The organism is Marinobacter sp. DY40_1A1 (genome assembly GCF_016597815.1).
Lineage (GTDB): Bacteria > Pseudomonadota > Gammaproteobacteria > Pseudomonadales > Oleiphilaceae > Marinobacter > Marinobacter xiaoshiensis.
Genome location: NZ_VCHA01000001.1, coordinates 1,225,406 through 1,246,115 on the forward strand (window position 1 = coordinate 1,225,406; position 20,710 = coordinate 1,246,115).

At 52.4% G+C, this 20,710-nt stretch carries 24 protein-coding genes and 1 tRNA gene; 6 read left to right on the top strand and 19 right to left on the bottom strand.

Annotated features, from left to right (window positions below; all coding sequences use genetic code 11):
- Nucleotides 1-80: 80 nt before the first annotated feature.
- The 4 genes from FFI61_RS05590 to metH form a co-directional block, all read right to left on the bottom strand.
- Nucleotides 81-587 carry a DUF934 domain-containing protein gene (locus tag FFI61_RS05590; RefSeq protein ID WP_200369534.1) on the bottom strand — a complete coding sequence of 169 codons (507 nt, stop codon included), beginning with the start codon at nucleotides 585-587 and terminating at the stop codon, nucleotides 81-83.
- A complete protein-coding gene (locus tag FFI61_RS05595) occupies nucleotides 580-2,232 on the bottom strand; it encodes a nitrite/sulfite reductase (RefSeq protein ID WP_200369535.1) in 1,653 nt (550 codons plus the stop codon). Before FFI61_RS05595 ends, FFI61_RS05590 begins: the two co-directional genes overlap by 8 nt.
- Nucleotides 2,233-2,599: 367 nt before the next feature.
- Nucleotides 2,600-2,836 (bottom strand): DUF2970 domain-containing protein, encoded by a 237-nt coding sequence (locus FFI61_RS05600; RefSeq protein WP_200200743.1) that lies wholly within the window; start codon nucleotides 2,834-2,836, stop codon nucleotides 2,600-2,602.
- Nucleotides 2,837-2,870: 34 nt separating this feature from the next.
- Nucleotides 2,871-6,569 carry a methionine synthase gene (gene metH, locus FFI61_RS05605; RefSeq protein ID WP_200200742.1) on the bottom strand — a complete coding sequence of 1,233 codons (3,699 nt, stop codon included), beginning with the start codon at nucleotides 6,567-6,569 and terminating at the stop codon, nucleotides 2,871-2,873.
- A gap of 242 nt (nucleotides 6,570-6,811) precedes the next feature.
- Between metH and nfuA the strand changes: the two genes are divergently transcribed.
- From nfuA to FFI61_RS05620, 3 genes are all read left to right on the top strand, one after another.
- On the top strand, nucleotides 6,812-7,399 hold the full coding sequence (nfuA, locus tag FFI61_RS05610) for a Fe-S biogenesis protein NfuA (RefSeq protein ID WP_227714611.1): 588 nt from the start codon (nucleotides 6,812-6,814) through the stop codon (nucleotides 7,397-7,399).
- Between the two features lie 325 nt (nucleotides 7,400-7,724).
- Nucleotides 7,725-8,924 carry a DUF445 domain-containing protein gene (locus tag FFI61_RS05615; protein WP_200200741.1) on the top strand — a complete coding sequence of 400 codons (1,200 nt, stop codon included), beginning with the start codon at nucleotides 7,725-7,727 and terminating at the stop codon, nucleotides 8,922-8,924.
- Between the two features lie 30 nt (nucleotides 8,925-8,954).
- Nucleotides 8,955-9,287, top strand: a complete 333-nt coding sequence (locus FFI61_RS05620; protein WP_200200740.1) for a hypothetical protein — start codon at nucleotides 8,955-8,957, stop codon at nucleotides 9,285-9,287.
- Here the strand turns inward: FFI61_RS05620 and FFI61_RS05625 are convergent.
- The 5 genes from FFI61_RS05625 to FFI61_RS05645 form a co-directional block, all read right to left on the bottom strand.
- Nucleotides 9,284-9,610: a TusE/DsrC/DsvC family sulfur relay protein gene (locus FFI61_RS05625; RefSeq protein WP_200369536.1), complete on the bottom strand. Its 327-nt coding sequence runs from the start codon at nucleotides 9,608-9,610 to the stop codon at nucleotides 9,284-9,286. The genes FFI61_RS05620 and FFI61_RS05625 overlap by 4 nt on opposite strands.
- 3 nt (nucleotides 9,611-9,613) lie before the next feature.
- Nucleotides 9,614-9,898 carry a sulfurtransferase complex subunit TusB gene (gene tusB / locus FFI61_RS05630; RefSeq protein WP_200369537.1) on the bottom strand — a complete coding sequence of 95 codons (285 nt, stop codon included), beginning with the start codon at nucleotides 9,896-9,898 and terminating at the stop codon, nucleotides 9,614-9,616.
- Between the two features lie 23 nt (nucleotides 9,899-9,921).
- Nucleotides 9,922-10,272 (bottom strand): DsrE family protein, encoded by a 351-nt coding sequence (locus FFI61_RS05635; protein WP_200200737.1) that lies wholly within the window; start codon nucleotides 10,270-10,272, stop codon nucleotides 9,922-9,924.
- 2 nt (nucleotides 10,273-10,274) lie between these two features.
- Nucleotides 10,275-10,691, bottom strand: coding sequence for a sulfurtransferase complex subunit TusD (gene tusD / locus FFI61_RS05640; RefSeq protein WP_200369538.1), 417 nt, complete (start codon nucleotides 10,689-10,691; stop codon nucleotides 10,275-10,277).
- Between the two features lie 108 nt (nucleotides 10,692-10,799).
- Nucleotides 10,800-11,516 (bottom strand): Bax inhibitor-1/YccA family protein, encoded by a 717-nt coding sequence (locus tag FFI61_RS05645; protein WP_200200735.1) that lies wholly within the window; start codon nucleotides 11,514-11,516, stop codon nucleotides 10,800-10,802.
- A 257-nt stretch (nucleotides 11,517-11,773) separates the two neighbouring features.
- Between FFI61_RS05645 and FFI61_RS05650 the strand changes: the two genes are divergently transcribed.
- Nucleotides 11,774-11,864, top strand: a tRNA-Ser gene (locus tag FFI61_RS05650).
- Nucleotides 11,865-12,069: 205 nt separating this feature from the next.
- Nucleotides 12,070-12,288: a hypothetical protein gene (locus FFI61_RS05655; RefSeq protein WP_200200734.1), complete on the top strand. Its 219-nt coding sequence runs from the start codon at nucleotides 12,070-12,072 to the stop codon at nucleotides 12,286-12,288.
- A gap of 67 nt (nucleotides 12,289-12,355) precedes the next feature.
- Here the strand turns inward: FFI61_RS05655 and hemH are convergent, their stop codons facing one another.
- The 4 genes from hemH to FFI61_RS05675 form a co-directional block, all read right to left on the bottom strand.
- On the bottom strand, nucleotides 12,356-13,465 hold the full coding sequence (gene hemH, locus FFI61_RS05660) for a ferrochelatase (protein WP_200369539.1): 1,110 nt from the start codon (nucleotides 13,463-13,465) through the stop codon (nucleotides 12,356-12,358).
- 44 nt (nucleotides 13,466-13,509) lie between these two features.
- Nucleotides 13,510-13,938 carry a TIGR01244 family sulfur transferase gene (locus FFI61_RS05665; RefSeq protein ID WP_200369540.1) on the bottom strand — a complete coding sequence of 143 codons (429 nt, stop codon included), beginning with the start codon at nucleotides 13,936-13,938 and terminating at the stop codon, nucleotides 13,510-13,512.
- A gap of 86 nt (nucleotides 13,939-14,024) precedes the next feature.
- Nucleotides 14,025-14,483 carry a DUF6691 family protein gene (locus FFI61_RS05670; protein WP_200200731.1) on the bottom strand — a complete coding sequence of 153 codons (459 nt, stop codon included), beginning with the start codon at nucleotides 14,481-14,483 and terminating at the stop codon, nucleotides 14,025-14,027.
- 3 nt (nucleotides 14,484-14,486) lie between these two features.
- Nucleotides 14,487-14,924, bottom strand: a complete 438-nt coding sequence (locus tag FFI61_RS05675; protein WP_200369541.1) for a YeeE/YedE family protein — start codon at nucleotides 14,922-14,924, stop codon at nucleotides 14,487-14,489.
- Nucleotides 14,925-15,317: 393 nt separating this feature from the next.
- On the opposite strand from FFI61_RS05675, the gene FFI61_RS05680 reads away from it, so the two are divergent.
- Nucleotides 15,318-15,734 (top strand): phasin family protein, encoded by a 417-nt coding sequence (locus tag FFI61_RS05680; RefSeq protein ID WP_200369542.1) that lies wholly within the window; start codon nucleotides 15,318-15,320, stop codon nucleotides 15,732-15,734.
- 7 nt (nucleotides 15,735-15,741) lie between these two features.
- Here FFI61_RS05680 and FFI61_RS05685 read toward each other — a convergent pair whose 3' ends face one another.
- The 6 genes from FFI61_RS05685 to FFI61_RS05710 all read right to left on the bottom strand — a co-directional run bounded on the left by FFI61_RS05685 (nucleotide 15,742) and on the right by FFI61_RS05710 (nucleotide 20,710).
- Complete coding sequence (locus FFI61_RS05685; protein WP_200369543.1) at nucleotides 15,742-16,374, bottom strand: TetR/AcrR family transcriptional regulator; 633 nt, start codon at nucleotides 16,372-16,374, stop codon at nucleotides 15,742-15,744.
- 18 nt (nucleotides 16,375-16,392) lie between these two features.
- The gene (gene xthA / locus FFI61_RS05690) at nucleotides 16,393-17,205 is read right to left on the bottom strand and encodes an exodeoxyribonuclease III (protein ID WP_200200727.1); all 813 of its coding nucleotides are present in this window, start codon (nucleotides 17,203-17,205) and stop codon (nucleotides 16,393-16,395) included.
- An 81-nt stretch (nucleotides 17,206-17,286) separates the two neighbouring features.
- Nucleotides 17,287-18,039 (bottom strand): hypothetical protein, encoded by a 753-nt coding sequence (locus FFI61_RS05695; RefSeq protein ID WP_200200726.1) that lies wholly within the window; start codon nucleotides 18,037-18,039, stop codon nucleotides 17,287-17,289.
- Nucleotides 18,040-18,564, bottom strand: a complete 525-nt coding sequence (locus FFI61_RS05700) for a DUF2878 domain-containing protein (RefSeq protein WP_200369544.1) — start codon at nucleotides 18,562-18,564, stop codon at nucleotides 18,040-18,042. It abuts the gene before it with no gap.
- Nucleotides 18,561-19,838 carry an SAM-dependent methyltransferase gene (locus FFI61_RS05705; RefSeq protein ID WP_200369545.1) on the bottom strand — a complete coding sequence of 426 codons (1,278 nt, stop codon included), beginning with the start codon at nucleotides 19,836-19,838 and terminating at the stop codon, nucleotides 18,561-18,563. Before FFI61_RS05705 ends, FFI61_RS05700 begins: the two co-directional genes overlap by 4 nt.
- Nucleotides 19,826-20,710 (bottom strand): DUF1365 domain-containing protein, encoded by an 885-nt coding sequence (locus FFI61_RS05710; RefSeq protein WP_200369546.1) that lies wholly within the window; start codon nucleotides 20,708-20,710, stop codon nucleotides 19,826-19,828. The genes FFI61_RS05705 and FFI61_RS05710 overlap by 13 nt, the downstream gene beginning before the upstream one ends.

A 20,710-nucleotide genomic window follows, 5' to 3' on the forward strand; every position in this document is an offset into this window, starting at 1 on the left:
GGAGCCAAGCGTACAAGGACGTATCCACAGCGTGTTTTGACGAGTAGCCGCGCTCTGGCGGCAGACTCCGGGTCAGAGCTTCAAGAAGCCCGACGCCGAAACAACGGCAAGTCGGTATCCGTAGCAGCCTGATATCCCTGACTGAAGAAATTCAGACACCGAGCCGCCTTGCGAATATCCTTATCAGGGCGCAACTCATAAGTATCAAAGCCACAACGCTTCATAAACTGAAGCTGATCCAGCAGCACATCCCCAATTGCCCGCAGCTCATTCTTGAAGCCAAACCGCTCCCTCAAAAGGCGAGCAGAGCTATAGCCCCGGCCATCGCTGAACTTGGGGAAGTTAACCGCAATCATCGGCAGATCATTCACATAATCTGCCAGAATCTCCGGCTCATCATGGCTATCGAGCCATGCGCCGACGTCGTCATTACCAATAAACCGCTCACGATTTTCAACCCACAGGTCAGCTGGAATCAACACGCGCTGCTGTGTTGGAATATCCAAAGCTTCGCCATTTTCAGGGCGCTGTACCACATTCCATTGGTTCTGACGGATGCTGCCATCCCGGAAAATAATGTCAGGCATAAACCCGCTCCTTGAAAGGATCAATTCCAACACGGCGGTAGGTATCCAGAAACGATTCTTCCTCCGTGCGCTTGTTAACGTACACGTCAATAATCTTGGCGATCACATCCGGCATATCATCCCGAGCAAAAGATGGGCCCAGTATCTTGCCGATAGTGGCGTCGTGTTGTGATGCCCCACCAAGGCTCACCTGGTAGAACTCCTCACCTTTCTTGTCTACCCCAAGAACACCGATGTTTCCTACGTGGTGATGACCGCAGGCATTCATACAGCCTGAAATATTCAAATCGATTTCACCAAGGTCGTACAGGAACTCCAGATTATCGAAGCGGCGCTGAATCGCATCTGCCACAGGAATCGACTTGGCATTTGCCAGAGCGCAGAAGTCACCGCCCGGGCAGCAAATAATATCCGTCAGCATGTTCAGGTTGGCGGTGCCAAACCCCATAGGCACAATCTCTTGCCAGAGTTCCAGCAAACGATCCTGACGCACATCGGCCAACACCACATTCTGCTCATGGGTGACCCGAACTTCGCCAAAACTGTATTCATCGGCCAGATCTGCAATCTGCTCTAACTGCCGATCCGTCACATCTCCCGGTGGGGTCCCGGTTTTTTTCATAGTCAGAGAAACAATCGCATAACCGGGCTTTTTGTGAACATCCACGTTGTATTTAAGCCACTGGTCGAAACCACGATTCTCGAACCTTTGCTGGGCGAGAAGTTCAGTCGCATTATCCAGGATGGCGTAAGCCGGCTCGGTAAAGTAGGACTTGATGCGATCGATAGCTTCAGGGGTTAGTCGGCTGGGGGAGTCCTTGATGTGAGCCCACTCAGCCTCAACCTTCTCCGCAAAGCCTTCTGGCGTTAACGCCTTCACCAGAATCTTGATGCGGGCTTTGAATTTGTTGTCGCGGCGGCCATAGCGGTTATAAACCCGGAGAACCGATTCCAGATAGGTCAGCAGGTCGAGTTCCGGCAGGAACTCTCGGATAACCGGAGCCACCATGGGCGTTCGCCCGAGACCACCACCTACATGAACCCGAAAGCCCAGTTCGCCTGCTTCATTACGTACAATCTGAAGACCTATGTCGTGAACCTGAATGGCCGCCCTGTCGGTTTTCTCTGAGGCGTTTACCGCAACCTTGAACTTCCGGGGCAGGTAAGCGAATTCCGGGTGAAACGTAGACCACTGGCGAATGATTTCGCAGTAAGGTCGCGGGTCTGTAAGCTCATCGGACTGTACGCCAGAAAACTGGTCAGTTGTGGTGTTTCTGATGCAGTTACCGCTGGTCTGGTTGGAGTGCATTTCGACTTCTGCCAACTCGGCAAGAATGTCAGGCACATCCTCCAGGTTGGGCCAGTTTAGCTGAATGTTCTGGCGGGTTGTAAAGTGCGCATAACCCTTGTCGTAATCCCGGGTGATACGGGCCAGGCGGCGAAGTTGAACCGAGCGCAGCATGCCGTAAGGCACACAGATGCGCAGCATGGGTGCGAGCCGCTGCACGTATAGCCCGTTCTGCAAACGAAGGGGCAAAAATTCATCTTCAGCCAATTCACCGGCCAAAGCCCTTTCGGTCTGGTCCCGGAATTGTGCAACCCGCTCGACAGCCATTTGCCGATCGTGTTCGTCGTATACGTACATAGTAGAGAGATCCCGCGGAAATAATATCGTGAAAGCGTGGTTATGGAAGCCGGCGCCTTATATCTGAAACGAAGGATAACAGTCGCCCCTTATACTAGAAACGATTATTTCAAGATATGTTTATCGATTATGGTGATAAGGGCTCGCGCGGTGAGCTGGACGAATGTCAATTTGGTGCTTTACTGATACGGAGAAACTTAAGTGAGCGGTCGTCTCACTCAACATCAAAGTTGCAGGTTTTACATAACAGGAGCAGGGAATGAAGGACTCGATGCAATCAGATAGCACCATTGACGCTGTAGCTGCAGTAGTAATTATTGGGCTCGTTGTGGCGTTTGCGGTGCTGTGGGTATCTGGCCAGTAAGGATTACCGGCCAGACAAAACCATCTGCACAACCACGATAAGAGTGCCGATAAAGAGGCCGGTGAAGAGAAGGGCACCAATGACATAGGGCCATGGGCTGTGGCTGCCAAAATCCTCTTCCCGGCGCTTGCTGGACTGAACGCCCAGAGCGCCGGCAGCCACGCTTTGGATTACTTTTAAAACACCTGGCCCTTGAGGCTTTTCGTTTTTGTTTTTATCTTTGCCTGGCGTATCTGCCATAAAAACTCATCCTGATTGGGTGCGAGCCTGGCCTTTACTCCGCTGGATCATAGGCAAGGCTTGGTGCCAACCAGCGCTCTGCTTCCGCTTTTGAAAGGCCTTTACGCTCAGCATAGTCTTCAACCTGATCTACGCCAATTTTACCCACAGAGAAAAACTTGGACTCAGGGTGTGAGAAGTACCAACCCGAAACCGCAGCTGTTGGGAACATGGCAAAGCTTTCTGTAATCTCGATACCGGTCTGGGCGGTGGCATCGAGCAGCTTGAACAGAGTCGCTTTCTCTGTGTGGTCAGGGCAGGCCGGGTAGCCAGGCGCCGGACGAATTCCGTGGTACCGCTCCTTGATCAGATCTTCGTTAGCCAGTTGCTCATCGCTGTTGTATGCCCAGAACTCTTTGCGTACCCGCTCATGCATGCGTTCTGCAAAGGCCTCCGCCAAGCGGTCTGCGAGGGCTTTGACCATGATCGCGTTGTAGTCGTCGTTGGCGTTTTTGTACTCCAGCGACATTTCTTCCGCGCCGATACCGGTGGTTACCGCAAAGCCACCAACATAGTCGCAATGCTCAGAACCTTCTTCTGCCACAAAATCTGACAGCGCCATCATCGACTTGTTCGGGGCTTTTTCATCCTGCTGGCGCAAGTGGTGCAGGGTGGTTAGCTCTTCAGTGCGGCTTTCGTCTGTATAGACCACAATGTCATCGCCACGGCGGTGTGCTGGCCAAAAACCAATCACACCAGAGGCGCTTACGCGCTTCTCGTCAACCATTTTGCGAAGAATAACCTGGGCGTCATCAAACAGGTTTCGCGCTGCTTCACCGCGTTTGGGGTCGTCGAATACCTGGGGATATTTGCCGGCGATATCCCAAGAGATGAAGAAGGGCGTCCAGTCGATGTAAGGTTCAAGCTCCTTCAGGTCGTACTCTTCAAACCGCCGTATTCCCGTGAAGGTCGGCTTGGGTGGAACGTAGTTGTCAAAGTTGATTTCCGGAGCCCGTGCCCGAGCTTCTTTCAGGCTGACGAGCTTGGTGCGGTCACCGCGCTGCTTGCGGCGTTCCCGGATCATGTCGTATTCCTCACGCGCATCGCTAACCAGTTTAGGCTTGGCAGTTTTGCTGAGCAGTTGTGAAGCGACGTTCACGCAGCGAGAGGCATCAGACACATAAAGGGCAATGTCGTTTTTATAGTGGGGCTCAATTTTAACAGCCGTATGTGCCTTGGATGTGGTGGCACCGCCAATCATCAATGGCAGATGGAAATCCAGGCGCTGCATCTCACGGGCAACATGCACCATTTCATCCAGTGACGGTGTGATAAGGCCGCTCAAGCCGATGATGTCGACATTGTGCTCTTTGGCTGCGGCCAGAATTTTATCGCTGGGCACCATAACCCCAAGGTCAATCACTTCGTAGTTGTTGCACTGCAGCACTACGCCAACAATGTTCTTGCCTATATCGTGAACATCGCCCTTAACCGTGGCCATCAGGATTTTGCCTTTAGCCTGCTGGTCTTCAGATTTCTCTGCTTCAATAAAGGGAATAAGGTGGGCAACCGCCTGTTTCATAACTCGGGCGCTTTTAACTACCTGGGGCAGGAACATCTTTCCGTCGCCGAACAGGTCGCCAACCACGTTCATGCCGTCCATCAGCGGGCCTTCAATTACATGAATCGGGCGCTCGGCCTGTTGGCGGCATTCTTCTGTATCTTCAATAATGAAGTTCGTAATACCCTTAACCAGCGAATGTTCTAGCCGCTTTATGACGGGCCATTCACGCCAGGCCAGATCTTCTTCCTGGGTTTTGCCGCCTTTACCCTTGAAACGCTCAGCAATTTCCAACAAGCGATCCGTGGCATCTTCGCGACGGTTGAGTACAACATCTTCAACCAGCTCTTTCAGCTCTGGCTCAATCTCATCGTAAATAACCAGCTGCCCGGGGTTTACGATACCCATGTTCATGCCGGCTTTGATGGCGTGGTAAAGAAACACGGAGTGGATGGCTTCACGCACCACATCGTTGCCACGGAAGGAGAAGGAGACGTTACTTACACCACCTGAAATGGATGCGTGGGGCAGGTTCTTCCGAATCCAGCGACAGGCGTTTATGTAATCCACTGCGTAGTTGTTGTGTTCTTCAATGCCGGTGGCAATGGCAAATACGTTCGGGTCGAAAATAATGTCGCCCGGATTGAAGCCAATGCCGACCAGAACGTCATAAGAGCGCTTACAAATTTCGGTTTTACGCTCAAAGGTGTCCGCTTGCCCTTGTTCGTCGAAGGCCATAACCACAACAGCCGCGCCGTATCGCATGCAGATCTTTGCGTGTTTAATGAAGGCTTCTTCGCCTTCTTTAAGGCTGATGGAGTTAACCACCGCCTTCCCCTGAATGCAGCGTAGCCCGGCTTCAATGACGTCCCATTTGGATGAATCGAGCATGATGGGCACGCGTGAGATGTCCGGCTCGGAGGCAATCAGGTTCAGGAAGGTGACCATCACCTCCCTGGAATCCAACATGCCTTCATCCATGTTGATGTCGATGATTTGAGCACCGTTCTCAACCTGGTCCCGGGCAACGCTCAGGGCTTCTTCATACTGCTCTTCTTTAATCAGGCGCAAGAAGCGCTTGGAGCCGGTAACGTTGGTGCGCTCACCAACGTTGATGAAAAGAGTGTTTTCGTCACCTGTGAAAGGTTCAAGGCCTGATAGGCGAAGTGCTTTTGGACGCTCAGGAATCTTGCGGGGAGGGTACTTGGCAACGGCTTTGGCTATGGCTTCGATATGGTCAGGCCGCGAACCGCAGCAGCCGCCAATAATATTAAGGAATCCGTCGCGGGCAAAGCCTTCAATAATTTCAGCCATTTCTTCCGGTGTCTGATCGTACTCACCAAACTCGTTAGGGAGGCCAGCATTCGGGTGCGCACTAACGTAGGTTTCTGCCTTGGCTGAGAGTTCTTCAACGTAAGGGCGCAAGGCATCGGCGCCCAGAGCGCAGTTAAGCCCCACAGAGATCGGGCGAGAGTGGGCAATCGAGTTCCAGAAGGCTTCTGTTGTCTGGCCTGAAAGCGTGCGGCCGGAGGCATCAGTGATAGTGCCGGAAATCATGATAGGCAGTTCTATACCACTGTCTTCGAAGTACTGTTGAGTTGCGTAAATGGCAGCTTTAGCGTTGAGCGTGTCGAATATGGTTTCGATAAGGATAATATCGCAACCGCCCTCAACCAGGCCCTCTACCGATTCATAGTAGTTATCAACCAGGCTCTGAAAGTCAGTGTTTCGGTAGCCAGGGTTATTCACGTCGGGAGATAAAGACGCCGTGCGTGAGGTTGGCCCAACGGCGCCTGCCACAAATCTCGGCTTGGAAGGGTCTTTGGCGGTATACTCGTCCGCTACTTGCCGTGCCAGCTTTGCGGCCTCTACGTTCAGCTCCCTTGAGATTTCTTCAAGGCCGTAGTCCGATTGGGATACGCGAGTGGAGTTAAAGGTGTTGGTCTCAATAATATCTGCGCCTGCATCCAGGTATTCAGCGTGGATATTCCGCAACAGGGCAGGCTGAGTGATATTGAGCAGGTCGTTGTTGCCCTTTACTTCACGGTCGTAGTCGGCGAACCGATCGCCCCGGAACGCTTTCTCGTCCAGTTGCAGGTTCTGGATCATGGTTCCCATGCCGCCATCGAGAATCACAATGCGCTCTTTCAGGGCTTTGTGAAGTTGTTCCAGGCGAGTATTGCGATCGGTCATAGTCAGTATTCCGGATGTCGTCATTAACGGCGTGTTTGGTCCAATGGCGCGGGATCATAGCAAAAATGCTGGCGACAGTCGTAGTTCCGCGCCCAGTTATTCTTTACTTGCATCAAGTTCGTGTGGACGGCCTATGGTAAGGGAAAGTTACTACCCTGGGAAAGACCAACTAAATTGGTTGGTCTTTCATGTTGCCACGAACTCCCTTAAAATGAATCTAAACTTACCAACGGGTTGATAACATGGCATTGGTTACTGTGACAGATCCCGCACGGGATTATCTTGCACAACTTATCGAAAAGCAGGACGTGGAAGGCATGGGCGTACGGATTTTCGTAACCCAGCCGGGCACTAAAAATGCTGAAACCTGCTTGGCTTATTGCCCTCCCAACGAGATTGTACCTACAGATGAGCAGGTCGATCTTGAAAAGTTCACGCTGTACCTGGATCACAACTCTGTACCCTTCCTTGAAGAAGCGTATGTAGACTATTCCAAGGATCAGATGGGCGGCCAGCTAACGATCAAAGCCCCGAATGCCAAGGTTCCAAACGTTGATGAAAACGCGCCTTTGCCAGACAGGGTGAACTACGTTCTGGCTTCAGAAATCAACCCGAACCTGGCGGCCCACGGTGGTGACGTTTCGCTAGTGGAAATTGTCGACGGCTCCGTTGCAGTATTGCGTTTTGGTGGCGGTTGTCAGGGTTGCTCAGCGGTTAGCCTTACTCTGAAGCAGGGTGTAGAAACCACGCTCAAAGACAGAGTGCCAGAAATCACAGCCGTTCGTGATGTGACGGATCACTCGAAGACCGAGAACGCGTACTACCAATAATGCTCGCAGGCTTTAAGCCCGGTTGCCATTGCTGATGTAAGTTTACGTCAGATCCCGGAATATCTGCCAGATACATCGCAGGTATCCCGGGTGCATTGCTTTTCCTTTCAGCTGTACTCTTTCTCCCTCTGGTTCTCAGCTCTAAAGCTTTTCCTGATTTCGCTGCCACAGTTGCTGTGTAACGATGGCTTCTCGGCCAATGTCACAGATTGCGGGCTAACGCATCATTCGTTCTACAATCAGAGGCGGCAACTGATGGCCCGCCCGACCACAAATGAAAAAAAGCTGCAGGTAAAATGCCTGTATTTGAAAACCGGGGTTCCGCTTGTTTGACGCTGCGTTTATTTCCGTGCCCATCATGGCCGCCTTGGTAGGCTGGTTTACCAATTGGCTTGCAATACAGATGTCCTTTTACCCGGTGCAGTTTGTCGGCCTTGGAGTTATTGGCTGGCAAGGCGTAATTCCGCGTAAAGCCGAGAAAATGGCCCATATCTGTATCGACCGAACACTTCGGCAGTTTGGTGATCTTAATGCCGTCTATCAAAAGCTTGAGCCTCAAAAGATTGTTGAACAGGTTCTTTCGCAGGTAACGCCACGACTCGACGAATACATTGATGAAATGATGTACGAGATTCAGCCGGTGCTCTGGGATAACTTGCCCATGTTTTTGCGCAGGCGCATATACCAATGGGCGCGGGAACAATTGCCGGCTCGCATTGAAGATCTTGTTGAGGATTTTGGTGATGATCTTGATGAGCTGGTTGATCTCAAAGCGCTGCTAAGCAGAGAGTTGAAGCAGCACCCCGATTTGATGAACCGCATATTCAAGCAGGCCGGCGCGGTTGAGCTCAGATCGGTCATCAACCGTGGGGCTATCATCGGAGGCATTCTTGGCTGCGTACTTGCTCCGCTCTGGTCGCGCTATCCCGAACCTTGGTTGCTGCCGGTTGGCGGGTTTGTAATCGGCTTTGTAACGAACTGGCTTGCGATTAATCTTATTTTTTCGCCTCTGAAGCCTCGCCGCTTTCTGTTCTGGCATATACAAGGGCTGTTTCTGAGGCGCCAGCCTGAAATCAGTGACATCTGGGCAACCTTGGTTGCAGAAGAGCTGATTACTGTCGAGAAAGTGGCGGATGCCATGATAAACGGATGTCGGGGCGACCGCACTCGTGCAATTATACAGAAGCACTTGAGGCCCCTGATGGACAACTCCTTGCTAGTGAAGCTTACAGCTCAGGTAACGGTTGGGATGAGCGGCTATACCGAGTTGAAAAAGGCAATGAATCAGCAGGCACTTCATGCAACACAGGACGTATTCAGCGACCCCGCTTTTAACAAGGAGCGTGCGCCTGTTGTGGCCAGGGTATTGGCTGGGCAAATGAAAGCGCTGCAGCCAGCAGAGTTTCAGGACATACTCCGACCGGCATTTCGCGAGGAGGAGATACAGCTCATGTTTGTTGGTGGCATATTTGGCGCCATCGCGGGAACCATACAGTTTTTGGCGTTGATCAATTACCCGCTTTAGCTACTCAATATTGAATTAAAGGAGAGCTCCATGCCTGTCTGGGCAATGCTTGTCGCACAGTTTGCTGTTACTGCTGCCGCTGTTCTTTCAGTGCTTCTGGGGTTTTGGCTGCTTGTGATTCGGCCTTACCTTGATCGTAAGGTGGCGGAGATTGTTGCTATGACTGACGAAATTGAGCCCCGTGTAGCTCAGGGTGTAAAGGTTGGTGTGGCTGAAACCCTGAGGGAGCTACCCGAAAACGCCTGGGATGGCACCGTCAAGGAGTCTACTCGACAATTCCTCAAGTTTGGCTCCGGTATTTTCGAGAACGGGCTCAGCAGCTTGCTTGGCAGTGCAGCAGATCTGGAACGACGCAAACCCTAGAGGCAATTTGTCGGCCGGGGCAGACCTGCTATCCGGCAAGCTGTTTTGGCAGGGGTGCCAGGAAAGAGTTGCATGAGATAGATGCTGTTACCTTTATCCTCACCCAAAGCCTCCTTCACTGACTTTACAAACAGTCGGTTTGAGGGCGGTGACATTTCGTGTTCTTTGTAAAAACATCTCAGAAACTCTATGATTTCAAAGTGGTTTTCATTCAGCTCGATCTGGTCGTCTGCAGCAATTATAGCGGCAATCTCAGGCGTCCAGTCGTTCGGATTTTCGAGAAATCCTTCGTTGTTCCTCTCGGGCATGCTTCTTTGTGTCATGGGTTACCAGCTTATTACTTTTTGCGCCTGTGCGGTCAACTCAACCATGGCTGGGAAGTCCACAAGCGAAGCTTTTCGAGCAGTCTGAGCAAGACCGCGGGCTAACACGTCTGGAGACAGGGCATAAACGGGTATGCCAGCAGTCAGCTCCCCTGGGGTCGCAAGTGCCAGTACCGCGTTCTCAATAAGAAGAAGTGCGTCCCCGGGATTTAAGGACCGTAGGCATTCGCCTGAGCGCGGGTGCTCGGGGGCCTTGTTAAGAATATGGAGAGTGTGAATCTGGGCCATAACGGGTTCCGACCTGGTGTGAGTCAGCCTGCAAAGGCGGTGTGTGAGTGTTGGCGTATTACCTCAGCACTGCTTTCAGCTATGGCGACACCTGCCACCATACTGTCCGGTACAAGTCCGTACAGGGCGCAGGCTGTTGCATCTGCATATATCGCTTCAACACCAAAAACCGGCGCAGCGGAAAGATTCCTTTCTACCGATTTTTGCTCAATCCCCATAGTTTCCTGGGACTTTCGCAGCCAGTTAACGCCAGCCCCTGTAAACAGCAATGCAACTGGTTGGTCGAAAGCTGCAAGTGAGAAAGCCATGTCGAGGGCTTCGCGGCCCGCCCAGGCTCCGTAAGGAGGTTGATCAATAACAATCAGCGTGCTCATGTTCAGTCGCCTGCGTGGAAATAGAGTACCCGTGAAGATGCCATAGTGCCTTCTACCCACTCACCAAGCCCGGCAATGATGAACGGCTCCCGGAGGTTGCTGGCGGGCAGCTCATAACGCTTTTGTTCTGACTCATCTATCAGACCGCGCCTTAACGCCGACGCAATGCAGGCGACGCCAGGTATATCGTTATCACTCAGAAAATTGCCCCATTGGTCTGCCCAGTGGGATTCGTCCGAAGGGGGTGAGGAGAGCGAGGAGGCAAGGTGAACGCCATCTCCATAAAGGAAGACTCTATCCACGGTATGTCCAGCCGCTACCGCAGCTTTTGCAAACAGCAGCGCTGTTTGCGGGGCTTGGGAAGAGTAGGGTGCTCCGGTGATGACCAAGGTGTAGTTTTGAACAGTGGTGGCAGTCATGGGTGCAGTTCTCGCCTGAAGTTGGGCCAGTGTACCAATAGCAAAAACCCCGGCAAAGGCCGGGGTTTTGCAAACTACAGAGCTCTTGGAGCGCTCCGGACTGTTTGATCAGTCGTTGGAGAAAGCGCCAATAAGGTGCAGCAGACTCACGAACAGGTTGTAGATGTTCAGGTACAGTCCTGTAGTGGCCATGATGTAGTTTGTTTCACCACCGTTAACGATACGGCTGGTGTCGTACAGGATGAAGCCTGACATCAGGAATACAATTGCTGCGCTCAGGGCCAGGCTGAATGCTGATATTTCAACCCCGAACATGGATGCAATCATCGCACCCAGTGCGGCAACCAGAACCACAACCAGACCGGCAACGAGCATGCCACGCATGAAGCTGAAGTCTTTTTTGGTAGTGAGAACATAGCCGGACAGGGCGAAAAACACCAAACCTGTGCCGCCGAGGGCTTGCATGATGATCTCACCGCCACTTGGGAACTGCAGGTAGTAGAACAGGATCGGCCCAAGGGACAAACCCAGCAGGCCGGTGAAGGCAAATACTACAGCAATGCCAGCTGAGCTGTTCGCAGTACGTGGGAGTACAAACCAGATCAGAGCGAGTGCGCCCAGGCTGCACACAAGGCTTGCGCCCTGGCTCAAGCCAATGGACATGGATACGCTTGCCATGACAGCGCTGAATACCAGCGTCATTGCCAGCAGGGTGTAGGTGTTACGCAAAACCTTGGTAGCTGACGCACTCATTGGTGCGGTAGCGGACCCACGGGCAATCATGCCATTGCGGTTCTGCTGAGCGTTGAACTGTCTGTTTTGCATTCTGATCTCCGGTTAAATGCAACTTGGTTGGTTACGGGCGTCAGGCCCAAAGCCTGATAGGCGCCAATCACCTAGAATTACACACTATCATAATGTCGAATTCTCAACTTTCAATCATTTACGACACGAAAGTCGTCCCTAGATTCCATTAAACACAGTTAATGTTCAAATTTGCATGGAGTTTTGTGCAGGGCGTTGACAGCACAGACAATTCCGGTATCATGCACTCCGCTGTCGCTAGGCAGCAATGGAAAAACGGTGGGCTGGCAGAGTGGCCGAATGCAGCGGTCTTGAAAACCGCCGAGGGTTAGTAGCCCTCCCGGGGTTCGAATCCCTGGCCCACCGCCATTTTTTCCATGAAATCATATGCTTAATCTCTCCAGAATACTTCTCGCATCACCCAAGAGCTCGCTTTAACTTTTACAAATCAGTTGTGGTCCGGCACCCCGATGCATGCTCTTTGGTATTCCAGGCTTTAAACTGGACGAAGCGACCCCATCTTATCCTCTTGACGCTGAGCTTTGTATTTCAGGGGTGCACACGGGAGGTAGATATGTCAGGCAATAAAGTAGATACCATGAACGAGGCTGGCGCTGTAGATCGTCGCGATCGCAAGTTTTCTGTCTCTACTAACCGCGGCCAGGCCAGCCACAGAGTGCGCTATGTTGAGACGGGTGGTGCCAGTGTGGATATTGATGAGTGCACCTTCTGTGAAGCCATGCCTGATCTTTCGGGCACAGGACAGCGCCAAAAGGATGAAGAGGAAGAATAGGGCGTACAGTGCTTCATACCATTTTCAAAATCGGCTCAGAAGCGGTAAATGCTACTGAGCCTTTGGTTTAAAGTTCCCGGCCAGGGTAGATCGCGCTTTTTTGCTCATTTGCGTGTTGATTGCGGGCGATGAGCGTTTCAGGCTGGTTATCCGGTAGCTGCCAGCCTTTGAGGTTTTCTTCAATTAATTGCACCAGAGCATCAATGTGCCCGGGTGTCGCATTGAGGGCGGTGATGTAGCTGAAGCCTTCACCGCCTGCCTCCATAAAGTATTCGCGATTTTCTTCGTCGATTTCTTCGATAGTCTCCAGGCAGTCAGACGAAAAGCCGGGGCAAAACACGTCTATGGACTTTACTCCCTGGCTTGGCAGAGTCTTCAGCGTCTCGTCGGTATAGGGCTTGAGCCACTCCTCTCTACCGAAGCGGGACTGGAAAGTGGTTATATAGTCTTCTTTTGCCAGTCCAAGCCGTTCCGCAAGAAGCCTTGAGGTTTTGTGGCACTCGCAGTGGTAAGGGTCGCCCTTCGTAAGGTATTTGAGGGGCACTCCGTGATAGGAGAGGACCAGTTTCTGGTTGCGCCCTTTTTCTTCCCAGTGGTTTTCAATATGGCGCGCCATCGCCTCAATGTAGGGCGAGTAGTCCGGGTAGTGAGAGACAAAGCGAAGGTCCGGTATCCAACGGCGCTTTGAGAAATCTTTTGCAATGGCGTCGAATGTAGAGGCAGATGTCGAAGCGGAATACTGCGGGTAAAGTGGCAGGACTATAAGTTTCCTGACACCTTGCTGTTGCATTTCATCAAGTACCCGTGGAATTGAAGGGTTGCCGTAGCGCATGGCAAAGCCTACAACCACATCGTTGCCGTATTTCTTTCTCAGGCTCTCCTGAATGCCTTCGGCTTGCTTCGCTGTATGAATCAGTAGTGGCGAGCCCTCAGGTTGCCACACGCTGGCGTACGCCGCAGCGCTGCGCTTGGGGCGGATGCGAAGGATAACGCCATGCAATATCAGCCACCAGAGGGGGCGAGGTAGCTCAACTACTCTGGGGTCAGACAAAAACTCACCCAGGTAGCGCCTTAAAGCTGAGGGGGTTGGGGCATCTGGAGTGCCCAGGTTGGTTACCAGTACACCAATCCGTTCCGGCTGGTTGTGCCGGAAGTTCTCTGAACCTTTGTATTGCATGGGGAGGTGAATCCTGAGCGTTGATCGAAAATACGAAAGACTATTTACTGGCTGCGAGCTTGCTGCGCCATGCGAGGGGCCAGACCACTGATGTCGTATCCGGCGCCTCGCGCTTTTGTGAAAATTTCCTCGGCGTTAACACTGCGAGCAGCATTCAAAGCCCAGAGCACAGTACAACGGGTTCCGCTTCTGCAGAAAGCCAATACGGGCTTTTCGGAATTCTGGATCATTGCCCCAAAATGATCCACATCGGCGTCAGTGATGTTCCCCGATGCCACTGGCATGTAAACCCAAGTCATGCCATTTTCCAATGAGGCGGCCTCGAGATCAGCCATAGCCGGCTGTCCAAATTCCTCCCTGTCTGGACGGTTGGCAACCAGTGTCTTGAAACCAAGCCTGGCGGCTTCTGCCACATCGCCGTACGTAATCTGTGGAGCGACAGAAATTGTGTCGTCAATCTTTCGGATATCCATGGGGGTTAGTCTCCGGATTCGGTAAAAAACGACGCCATCATCTCATAGGTGATGGCGTCTGTCAGAATGATAGGCGGTCAGTCGGCTCACTCTTGGGCCGTCGTGCTCCAACCTTGGGCGGGCTTGCCCGCTCGCATGCGCTCTATCAGTTCGAACAGGCCCATGCCAGCCACCATGGACGCTACAAATACAACGGATTTGATTTCACCCGCGCCCACACCTACAAGCCCGGGGCCCGGGCAGATACCGGCGATACCCCAACCAACCCCGAACAGCAAGCCGCCGATGACCAGGCGTTTATTTATATGTGACTGGCCCGGCACCCTCATGCTGAAACCAAGGAACGACAGGGTTCTTTTTCGCGCAATCGCAAATGCAAAAAGCCCAACGATAACTGCGCCGCCCATCACGAATGCAAGAGAGGGGTCCCAAAGGCCCGCAATATCAAGGAAACCTAACACTTTTTCCGGATTTGCCATGCCAGAAACAATCAGTCCAATACCAAACAGCAAGCCTGCGAACAACGAGGCCAAAGCAGATTTCATGAATTACACTCCCAATACGTGTCGGATTATATAAACAGTCAAAAACCCGGCGAACATGAAGCTCACCGTTGCCGCTAATGATCTGGGCGACAGCCTTGAAAGCCCGCAAACCCCATGACCACTTGTACAACCCGAGCCATACCGTGTGCCCACGCCCACAAGGAGCCCTGCAATTATAAGCGCTGGGTATCCGGCCTCTATCTCAATGGGCGGCAGTTCCGCAGAAAGCACCCATATAGCCGGTGCACCGATAAGACCGGCGAGAAAGGCTATGCGCCAGCTAGTGTCACCGGATGATGGAGACAGCAAACCTCCAAGTATTCCACTGATTCCGGCAACCCTGCCGTTTAAAAGAAGAAAACTGGCAGCAGCGAGGCCGACCAATACGCCACCAACCAGAGCCGACCAGGGAGTAAAACTACTCCAGGCTATGTCAATCATTCAGTAACTCCTATAACGCACGATTTCAGTTAAGGTATTCTAATTGCCTTCCAGTGCTAAGCAGATTCCAAAGATGGAATAGGAATAAGCTTATAACCGGAAGCAATCATACCAAAAAAAAGCCCGGCGGGAATGCCAGGCAGAAGTGTGCGAGTAGTATCCATGAAAGACTTCCAGACAAACCGGCGTCAGCAGGGACTCCGGTATAAGCAAGTATTGTCTATATTATGAACACTTCAAGCTTGAGGCACTCTTGCATGGGAACATTTTTGCATATAAATCCCACTCTTATACTGCGGCCTGTTGCAAAGCGGCTCTCAGCCCGACTGAAATTGCCTGCCAGCTGTAATATAATAAGCGCCAAGCGAACTATCCCTTCCCTGAGGTTGTTACATGTCTGATGAGAACGACAAGAAGCCGGAAAATGATCCGCAACTTGCTGCAAAAATAAAGGATTCAGCACGGCAGATCTGGCTGGCTGGTCTTGGGGCCTATACGAAAGCTGAGGAAGACACCGGTCGCTTCTTTGATCGTCTCGTCCAGGAAGGCGAACAGTTGGAGAATAAGACCCGGGGAGCTGTCGAGAAACAAATTCGCTCCGTGGAAGATCGGGTTGAGGGTGTTCGCGAGCGGGCAACCGGCACCTGGGACAGGCTTGAACATCTTTTTGATGAGCGCGTTTCGGGCGCCTTGCGCAGGCTGGGCATTCATCGCAGTGAAGATATAGCTGCCCTGGAACACAGGATTGAAGCTCTGGAAGCGGAACTGTCGATGCTGCGGGACGGCCACCGCGCAGACGAAGAAGAATAAAGGGAGATTACACCAGGTATTCCTGGCTGATCAGTTTCGCGTGCTCCTGAACATCGGGGACGAAGTAGGGCAGCATAAGGTGCATCATCTGATAGACGCCGCGACCGGGATCTACCGATTCCCGGTCGTCAAGATGGGATAGAGTGTCATATGCACTCCAGTAACAGGCGGTAAGGGTGAGCTGCTCGCACAGAGAGTCCAGATCATCATCCTCAATGCTCATCATGTTTTGGTTCCGTAAGCTTTGGCAGATGCTACGGAATGCCCCGGTCTTCTTTTTAAGAATCCGTTTGAATCGCAGTTGCAAGCGATCGTAACGGGACAATACATTCACCAGATCCTGGTACAGAAACCGGTACCTTGCCACTGCCTCAAATAAAATGTGCAAGAAAAAACTCTGTTGGTCCAGGCTGATATCTACGTCTTCGGGAACAGAAAGCAAATCCAGCACTTCGGATTCATAGGCGGAAAACAGCTCTTCTACAATGTCGCCCTTACTTTTGAAGTGGTAATACAGGTTGCCGGGGCTGATATCCAGCTCATCCGAGATCAACAACGTAGTTACGTTAGGCTCACCCAGACTGTTGAATAACGACAGGCTGGTGTTGAGTATTCGATCCCGGGTTTTAATTTTTGTCATATCGGCCCCGGCCAGGTATCAGAGGTCAAATGTAGCCCATACCGGGCAGTGATCGGATGGCCGCTCCATGCCACGGAACTCGTAAGACACACCAGCTTCCTTTGCTTTCGTTAACAGGCCGTCGCTGGCCATGATCAGGTCAATACGCAGACCCCGTTTGGGCTCCCGTTCAAACCCTTTGCTGCGGTAATCAAACCAACTGAAGGTTTGTGCCTCATCAGGGTACAGGTGGCGAAACACATCGGTGTAACCTCGAGCCTCAACCTGGGCCAGCCATTCACGCTCTTCCGGAAGGAACGAGCATTTGCCGGTACGCAGCCACCGCTTTGCGTTGTCTGGGCCAATACCGATATCTTTATCGGTGGGAGAGATGTTCATGTCACCCATGATCACCACGTGGCCGTCCCGATCGTTAAGCTCGTCCAGATAGGCCATCAAATCTGCGTAAAACTTTTCTTTGGCTGGAAACTTGATGGGGTGGTCGCGGCTCTCGCCTTGGGGGAAATAACCGTTGAGAACAGTGAGCTTTTGCCCATTAATTGTGAACTGGCCGGTAATCATGCGGCGCTGGGCGTCTTCGTCATCTCCAGGGTAGCCTTTAGTAACCTGATCTGGCTCCATGCGTGACAATAAAGCAACACCGTAGTGGGTTTTCTGGCCGTGGAAATGCACGTGGTAGCCCAGTTCACGAATGGCCTCAACCGGGAATTCTTCATCTCTTACCTTGGTTTCCTGAAGGCCGATAAAATCGGGGTTATGGCTTTCAATCAGCGCTTCAAGCTGGTGCAGGCGGGTACGTATACTGTTGACGTTAAAAGACACAAACATCATGACTAAAAACTCTCCGGCGTTGGTTGCCGCAGGAGTTTACCACATTGAAACCGCTGAGCTGCGTCCCTGGAGACGGCAGTTTCAGGGAATGAGGTCACATTCCGGATAGTTGTTCACTTCATAATGGATGGTTGCAGTGTGGTTTTGGTCAGCGTTCTCGCGCACGTTGGTAAGGCCCGAGTAGGCTGTGAGAGCGCCTTTGTTGTTGTAGCCAAGAACAATAGGATCCACCAGGAATTTCAGAACAAGGCTTTCCGGGCGGATTTGCACCAGATGATCGGCCTCTATTGAAAGGTTTTGAGCAGGCTCCAGTATAAAGGCGTAATCCGTTCCACGGGTGGGTGCCAAGAACCGGAATTTTACGGATTCACCAGTGGTAAGCTTATGCCAGTTCTGGCGTACCAGGTTGTCAAAGCCGGCATCCACCACCAGATCGTTCGAACCGCCTAAATTGGACTGTTTGATTTCTCCCCCGGGCTGCTGCCACACAATCGCCGCAGAATCTGAAGCCGGGTAGGTAATTTCAAGCGACTCTTTAAAGTCTGGCTGTTGATATTTCACCACTGGGCGCAAAAGAGAAGAGCGGTAATCGAGGCGCTTTTCAGCGAAAGGGTGGCGATTACTTTCAGCTCGGCGGATATAGACAACCCTATGCTCCAGAGGCTGGAACACTCCGGCTTTACAAGAACCTTCAATGCGGTGCCGTTCCTCATATAGCGCTTCTCCAGTGCTGGATTCCGCCTGCCCGGTAAACTCAAACAGACCAGCAGATGCTGGTGCTGCCAAGGCGGCCAGAACAATCGCAGCAGCAACAGTTGTTCCTGTCCGAGTCATCTACACAAGCTCCGGGTAGAGTGACTTGCGAAAGAACAGTAACAACGGAAACACTACAAACCAGCCCAGAGCCAAGGCTGCCAGGGAGAGCGGCAAGTCCGGAAGGGCTACATTTCCCAGTTTACTTGCCGACCAATAGGCGAGTGGACCTGCAATGGGCGCAAACACAAAGGCCAGCCAGACTTTGCGACTGATCCAGTTCAGGGAATGGCTGAGGGTGGTCATGAAGATTGCCCAGATAGCCACCAGCCACACAGGTGTAATCAGGTGTTCATCGCCTGTGTTGCCATCAGTCAGAATGCCGGCATTGAGCCAAAGGCCATCAAGCAGGGAGCCAACAAGGACCCCCAGCCCGATAAATTGCAATTCCGTAAAGCGATGCTGGCTCACCAGCACAAAATGGATAACCAGAAACGCCACGACCACCAAGGGCCCCATCAGATCGGGATACACAACACAGGTAAACCAACCGATCTGAAAGAGTAAGAAGTTCAGTATATTACGAGCAGCTTCTGAAGTAATCATACACTCAGTATGTTCTGCCGCTTATTGCCGGGCTTGGCGAAAACCAACTGTGATACTCCGATAGCCCGCTCGCTGAACCCTGCTTCGCAATAGGCGAAGTAGAAGTTCCAGAACTTGCGAAAGGCCTGGTCGTAACCCATGGATTCGAGGGCGTCCCGGTTGGCCATAAAGCGGTCACACCAGTCCCGGAGCGTGCGAGCATAATGAAAGCCGGTATCTTCCGAATGGGTGAGTACCAGGTTTGACTGATTACGCACCGATTCCAGAATGGCACCGAAAGATGGGATAAAGCTCCCGGGGAAGATAAAACGCTGGATAAAGTCCACATTTTTCAGGGCGCGTTGGTAACGCTGTTCCGGCATGTTGATGGCCTGAATCAGGGCCAGGCCATCTGGTTTCAGCAAGGCGTTAATCTGGCTGAAATAGCTGTCCAGAAACTGCGGTCCAACGGCCTCGATCATCTCAATGGAAACCAGCTTGTCGAATTGGCCTTCCAGGTCGCGATAATCATCGAAGAGCATGGTGATTTTGTCGTCCAGGCCTTCGCTGCGTACCCGCGCTTGTGCCAGTTCCAGCTGCTCTTTGGAGATGGTTGTGGTGGTTACGTGACACCCGTAATGTTTGGCAGCGTGAATGGCAAAGCCCCCCCAGCCGGTGCCTATCTCGATCACACGGTCGCCGGGCTGCAAGTCCAGCTTCTTACAGATGGTGTCAAGCTTGTGAACGGCGGCTTCCTCCAGTGTCGATTCCTCACTGGGGTAAATCGCAGAGGAATACATCATGGTGGGGTCGAGAAAGGTTTCGAACAGATTGTTGCCCAGATCATAATGGGCACTGATGTTCTTTCTGGAGCCATCTTTTGTGTTGCGGTTCAGCCAGTGCAAGCCTTTCAGCGCAGGCTTGGTGACCCAGCTGAATTTGTCTTCAAATTCGTTCATCCGGTCTATGTTGCGGGTAAAGAACCGGAGCAGGGCAACAAGATCCGGTGATGACCAGTCTCCCGCTACGTAGGCTTCAGCTGCGCCAACGCTGCCGCCAGTCAGCAGGTCACGCCACGTGCTTTGGTGGTGTACGATCAGCTCTGCCGGTGGGTGTTCAGAGTTGCCATCGCCAAAAATCAGGTCGTCCATGCCGGATTCGCGAATAGTGAGTGTGCCTGCCTCCAGTTGCCGTAGCTGCTGGATAACCAGGTTGCGCGCAACGCGTGTAACCAGAGAAGAGCGGCCCTTCGAGCTGGTGATACTGGTAGTGGCCGAAGTGTTTATGTTCTCCATGAGCTTACCTTTCCTCGAGTCTTGTTTGAGTCGCCTGTGCTGGTCACATCGACACCCTGATCGGTGTTCCCCAGCCTGTGGGCGGGGTCACTGTCAGCGAGTTTGTCCGGGTGGGTGTAGAAGGGCGCACCCTTGAATTTCAGCTTCAGCGCGTGCCAGTAAATACCGGCAGCAACCTTGAATGCTTCCACCGGGAACTGGCGCAGACTTTTATGAAGGGTTTTACGTGTGAGAGGGGCTCTCTGGACTACCAGGGTGGCATCAAAATGTTTTTTGCCTTCTTCCAGCACGTTCATGTGAATTCTCAGCTCCGGCCCACGAAAGCTGAATGTCCATTCGTAGTGTTGCGCCATGGCGTTGAAGGGAGACACATGAAAGCGCTTGGTGAACCCGAACTGTTCTGTGCGCCAGCCAGCAGAATTGGGCTCGCTGCCCGTTGTTTCCAGGCAATACACATGACGCTCATGCCAGGGGGTATTGGTAATCTGCGCCATGATCACAGCAGGAACATCGCCGTTGGCGCCACTTTTGCCAGTGCGATAGCAAAAGTAAAAACTCACCGGGTTGAAAATATACCCGGCGTAGCGGGGGTGAGTAATCAACTCCACCGTCCCGTCAGGAAACCAGCCTGTTGCCGCTTTTACCTGATCCCGCACCGCTTCTGACAGGTCACCGGCCTCAGGTCGGAAGTAGTCTTTGCGCCTCAGGGACATCCAGTTGAAGCGTTCCAGCGAGAAGAAGGGGCTTACATTGGCAACCTGATGCCACTCATCGGTATCCAGCGCCAGCATGCCAGTGTGGTATTCAAACTCGTGCCGAACCGGATACAAACGCCGGTGTCGGATTGAGCCATGTAACCATTGGCTACCCAT

What these genes read in the sequence shown, in the direction of transcription:
- FFI61_RS05590 (WP_200369534.1), bottom strand. Translation starts at nt 587, where the DNA reads ATGCCTGACATTATTTTCCGGGATGGCAGCATCCGTCAGAACCAATGG.
- FFI61_RS05595 (WP_200369535.1), bottom strand. Translation starts at nt 2,232, where the DNA reads ATGTACGTATACGACGAACACGATCGGCAAATGGCTGTCGAGCGGGTT.
- FFI61_RS05600 (WP_200200743.1), bottom strand. Translation starts at nt 2,836, where the DNA reads ATGGCAGATACGCCAGGCAAAGATAAAAACAAAAACGAAAAGCCTCAA.
- metH (WP_200200742.1), bottom strand. Translation starts at nt 6,569, where the DNA reads ATGACCGATCGCAATACTCGCCTGGAACAACTTCACAAAGCCCTGAAA.
- nfuA (WP_227714611.1), top strand. Translation starts at nt 6,812, where the DNA reads ATGGCATTGGTTACTGTGACAGATCCCGCACGGGATTATCTTGCACAA.
- FFI61_RS05620 (WP_200200740.1), top strand. Translation starts at nt 8,955, where the DNA reads ATGCCTGTCTGGGCAATGCTTGTCGCACAGTTTGCTGTTACTGCTGCC.
- FFI61_RS05625 (WP_200369536.1), bottom strand. Translation starts at nt 9,610, where the DNA reads ATGACACAAAGAAGCATGCCCGAGAGGAACAACGAAGGATTTCTCGAA.
- tusB (WP_200369537.1), bottom strand. Translation starts at nt 9,898, where the DNA reads ATGGCCCAGATTCACACTCTCCATATTCTTAACAAGGCCCCCGAGCAC.
- FFI61_RS05635 (WP_200200737.1), bottom strand. Translation starts at nt 10,272, where the DNA reads ATGAGCACGCTGATTGTTATTGATCAACCTCCTTACGGAGCCTGGGCG.
- tusD (WP_200369538.1), bottom strand. Translation starts at nt 10,691, where the DNA reads ATGACTGCCACCACTGTTCAAAACTACACCTTGGTCATCACCGGAGCA.
- FFI61_RS05645 (WP_200200735.1), bottom strand. Translation starts at nt 11,516, where the DNA reads ATGCAAAACAGACAGTTCAACGCTCAGCAGAACCGCAATGGCATGATT.
- FFI61_RS05655 (WP_200200734.1), top strand. Translation starts at nt 12,070, where the DNA reads ATGTCAGGCAATAAAGTAGATACCATGAACGAGGCTGGCGCTGTAGAT.
- hemH (WP_200369539.1), bottom strand. Translation starts at nt 13,465, where the DNA reads ATGCAATACAAAGGTTCAGAGAACTTCCGGCACAACCAGCCGGAACGG.
- FFI61_RS05665 (WP_200369540.1), bottom strand. Translation starts at nt 13,938, where the DNA reads ATGGATATCCGAAAGATTGACGACACAATTTCTGTCGCTCCACAGATT.
- FFI61_RS05670 (WP_200200731.1), bottom strand. Translation starts at nt 14,483, where the DNA reads ATGAAATCTGCTTTGGCCTCGTTGTTCGCAGGCTTGCTGTTTGGTATT.
- FFI61_RS05675 (WP_200369541.1), bottom strand. Translation starts at nt 14,924, where the DNA reads ATGATTGACATAGCCTGGAGTAGTTTTACTCCCTGGTCGGCTCTGGTT.
- FFI61_RS05680 (WP_200369542.1), top strand. Translation starts at nt 15,318, where the DNA reads ATGTCTGATGAGAACGACAAGAAGCCGGAAAATGATCCGCAACTTGCT.
- FFI61_RS05685 (WP_200369543.1), bottom strand. Translation starts at nt 16,374, where the DNA reads ATGACAAAAATTAAAACCCGGGATCGAATACTCAACACCAGCCTGTCG.
- xthA (WP_200200727.1), bottom strand. Translation starts at nt 17,205, where the DNA reads ATGATGTTTGTGTCTTTTAACGTCAACAGTATACGTACCCGCCTGCAC.
- FFI61_RS05695 (WP_200200726.1), bottom strand. Translation starts at nt 18,039, where the DNA reads ATGACTCGGACAGGAACAACTGTTGCTGCTGCGATTGTTCTGGCCGCC.
- FFI61_RS05700 (WP_200369544.1), bottom strand. Translation starts at nt 18,564, where the DNA reads ATGATTACTTCAGAAGCTGCTCGTAATATACTGAACTTCTTACTCTTT.
- FFI61_RS05705 (WP_200369545.1), bottom strand. Translation starts at nt 19,838, where the DNA reads ATGGAGAACATAAACACTTCGGCCACTACCAGTATCACCAGCTCGAAG.
- FFI61_RS05710 (WP_200369546.1), bottom strand. Translation starts at nt 20,710, where the DNA reads ATGGGTAGCCAATGGTTACATGGCTCAATCCGACACCGGCGTTTGTAT.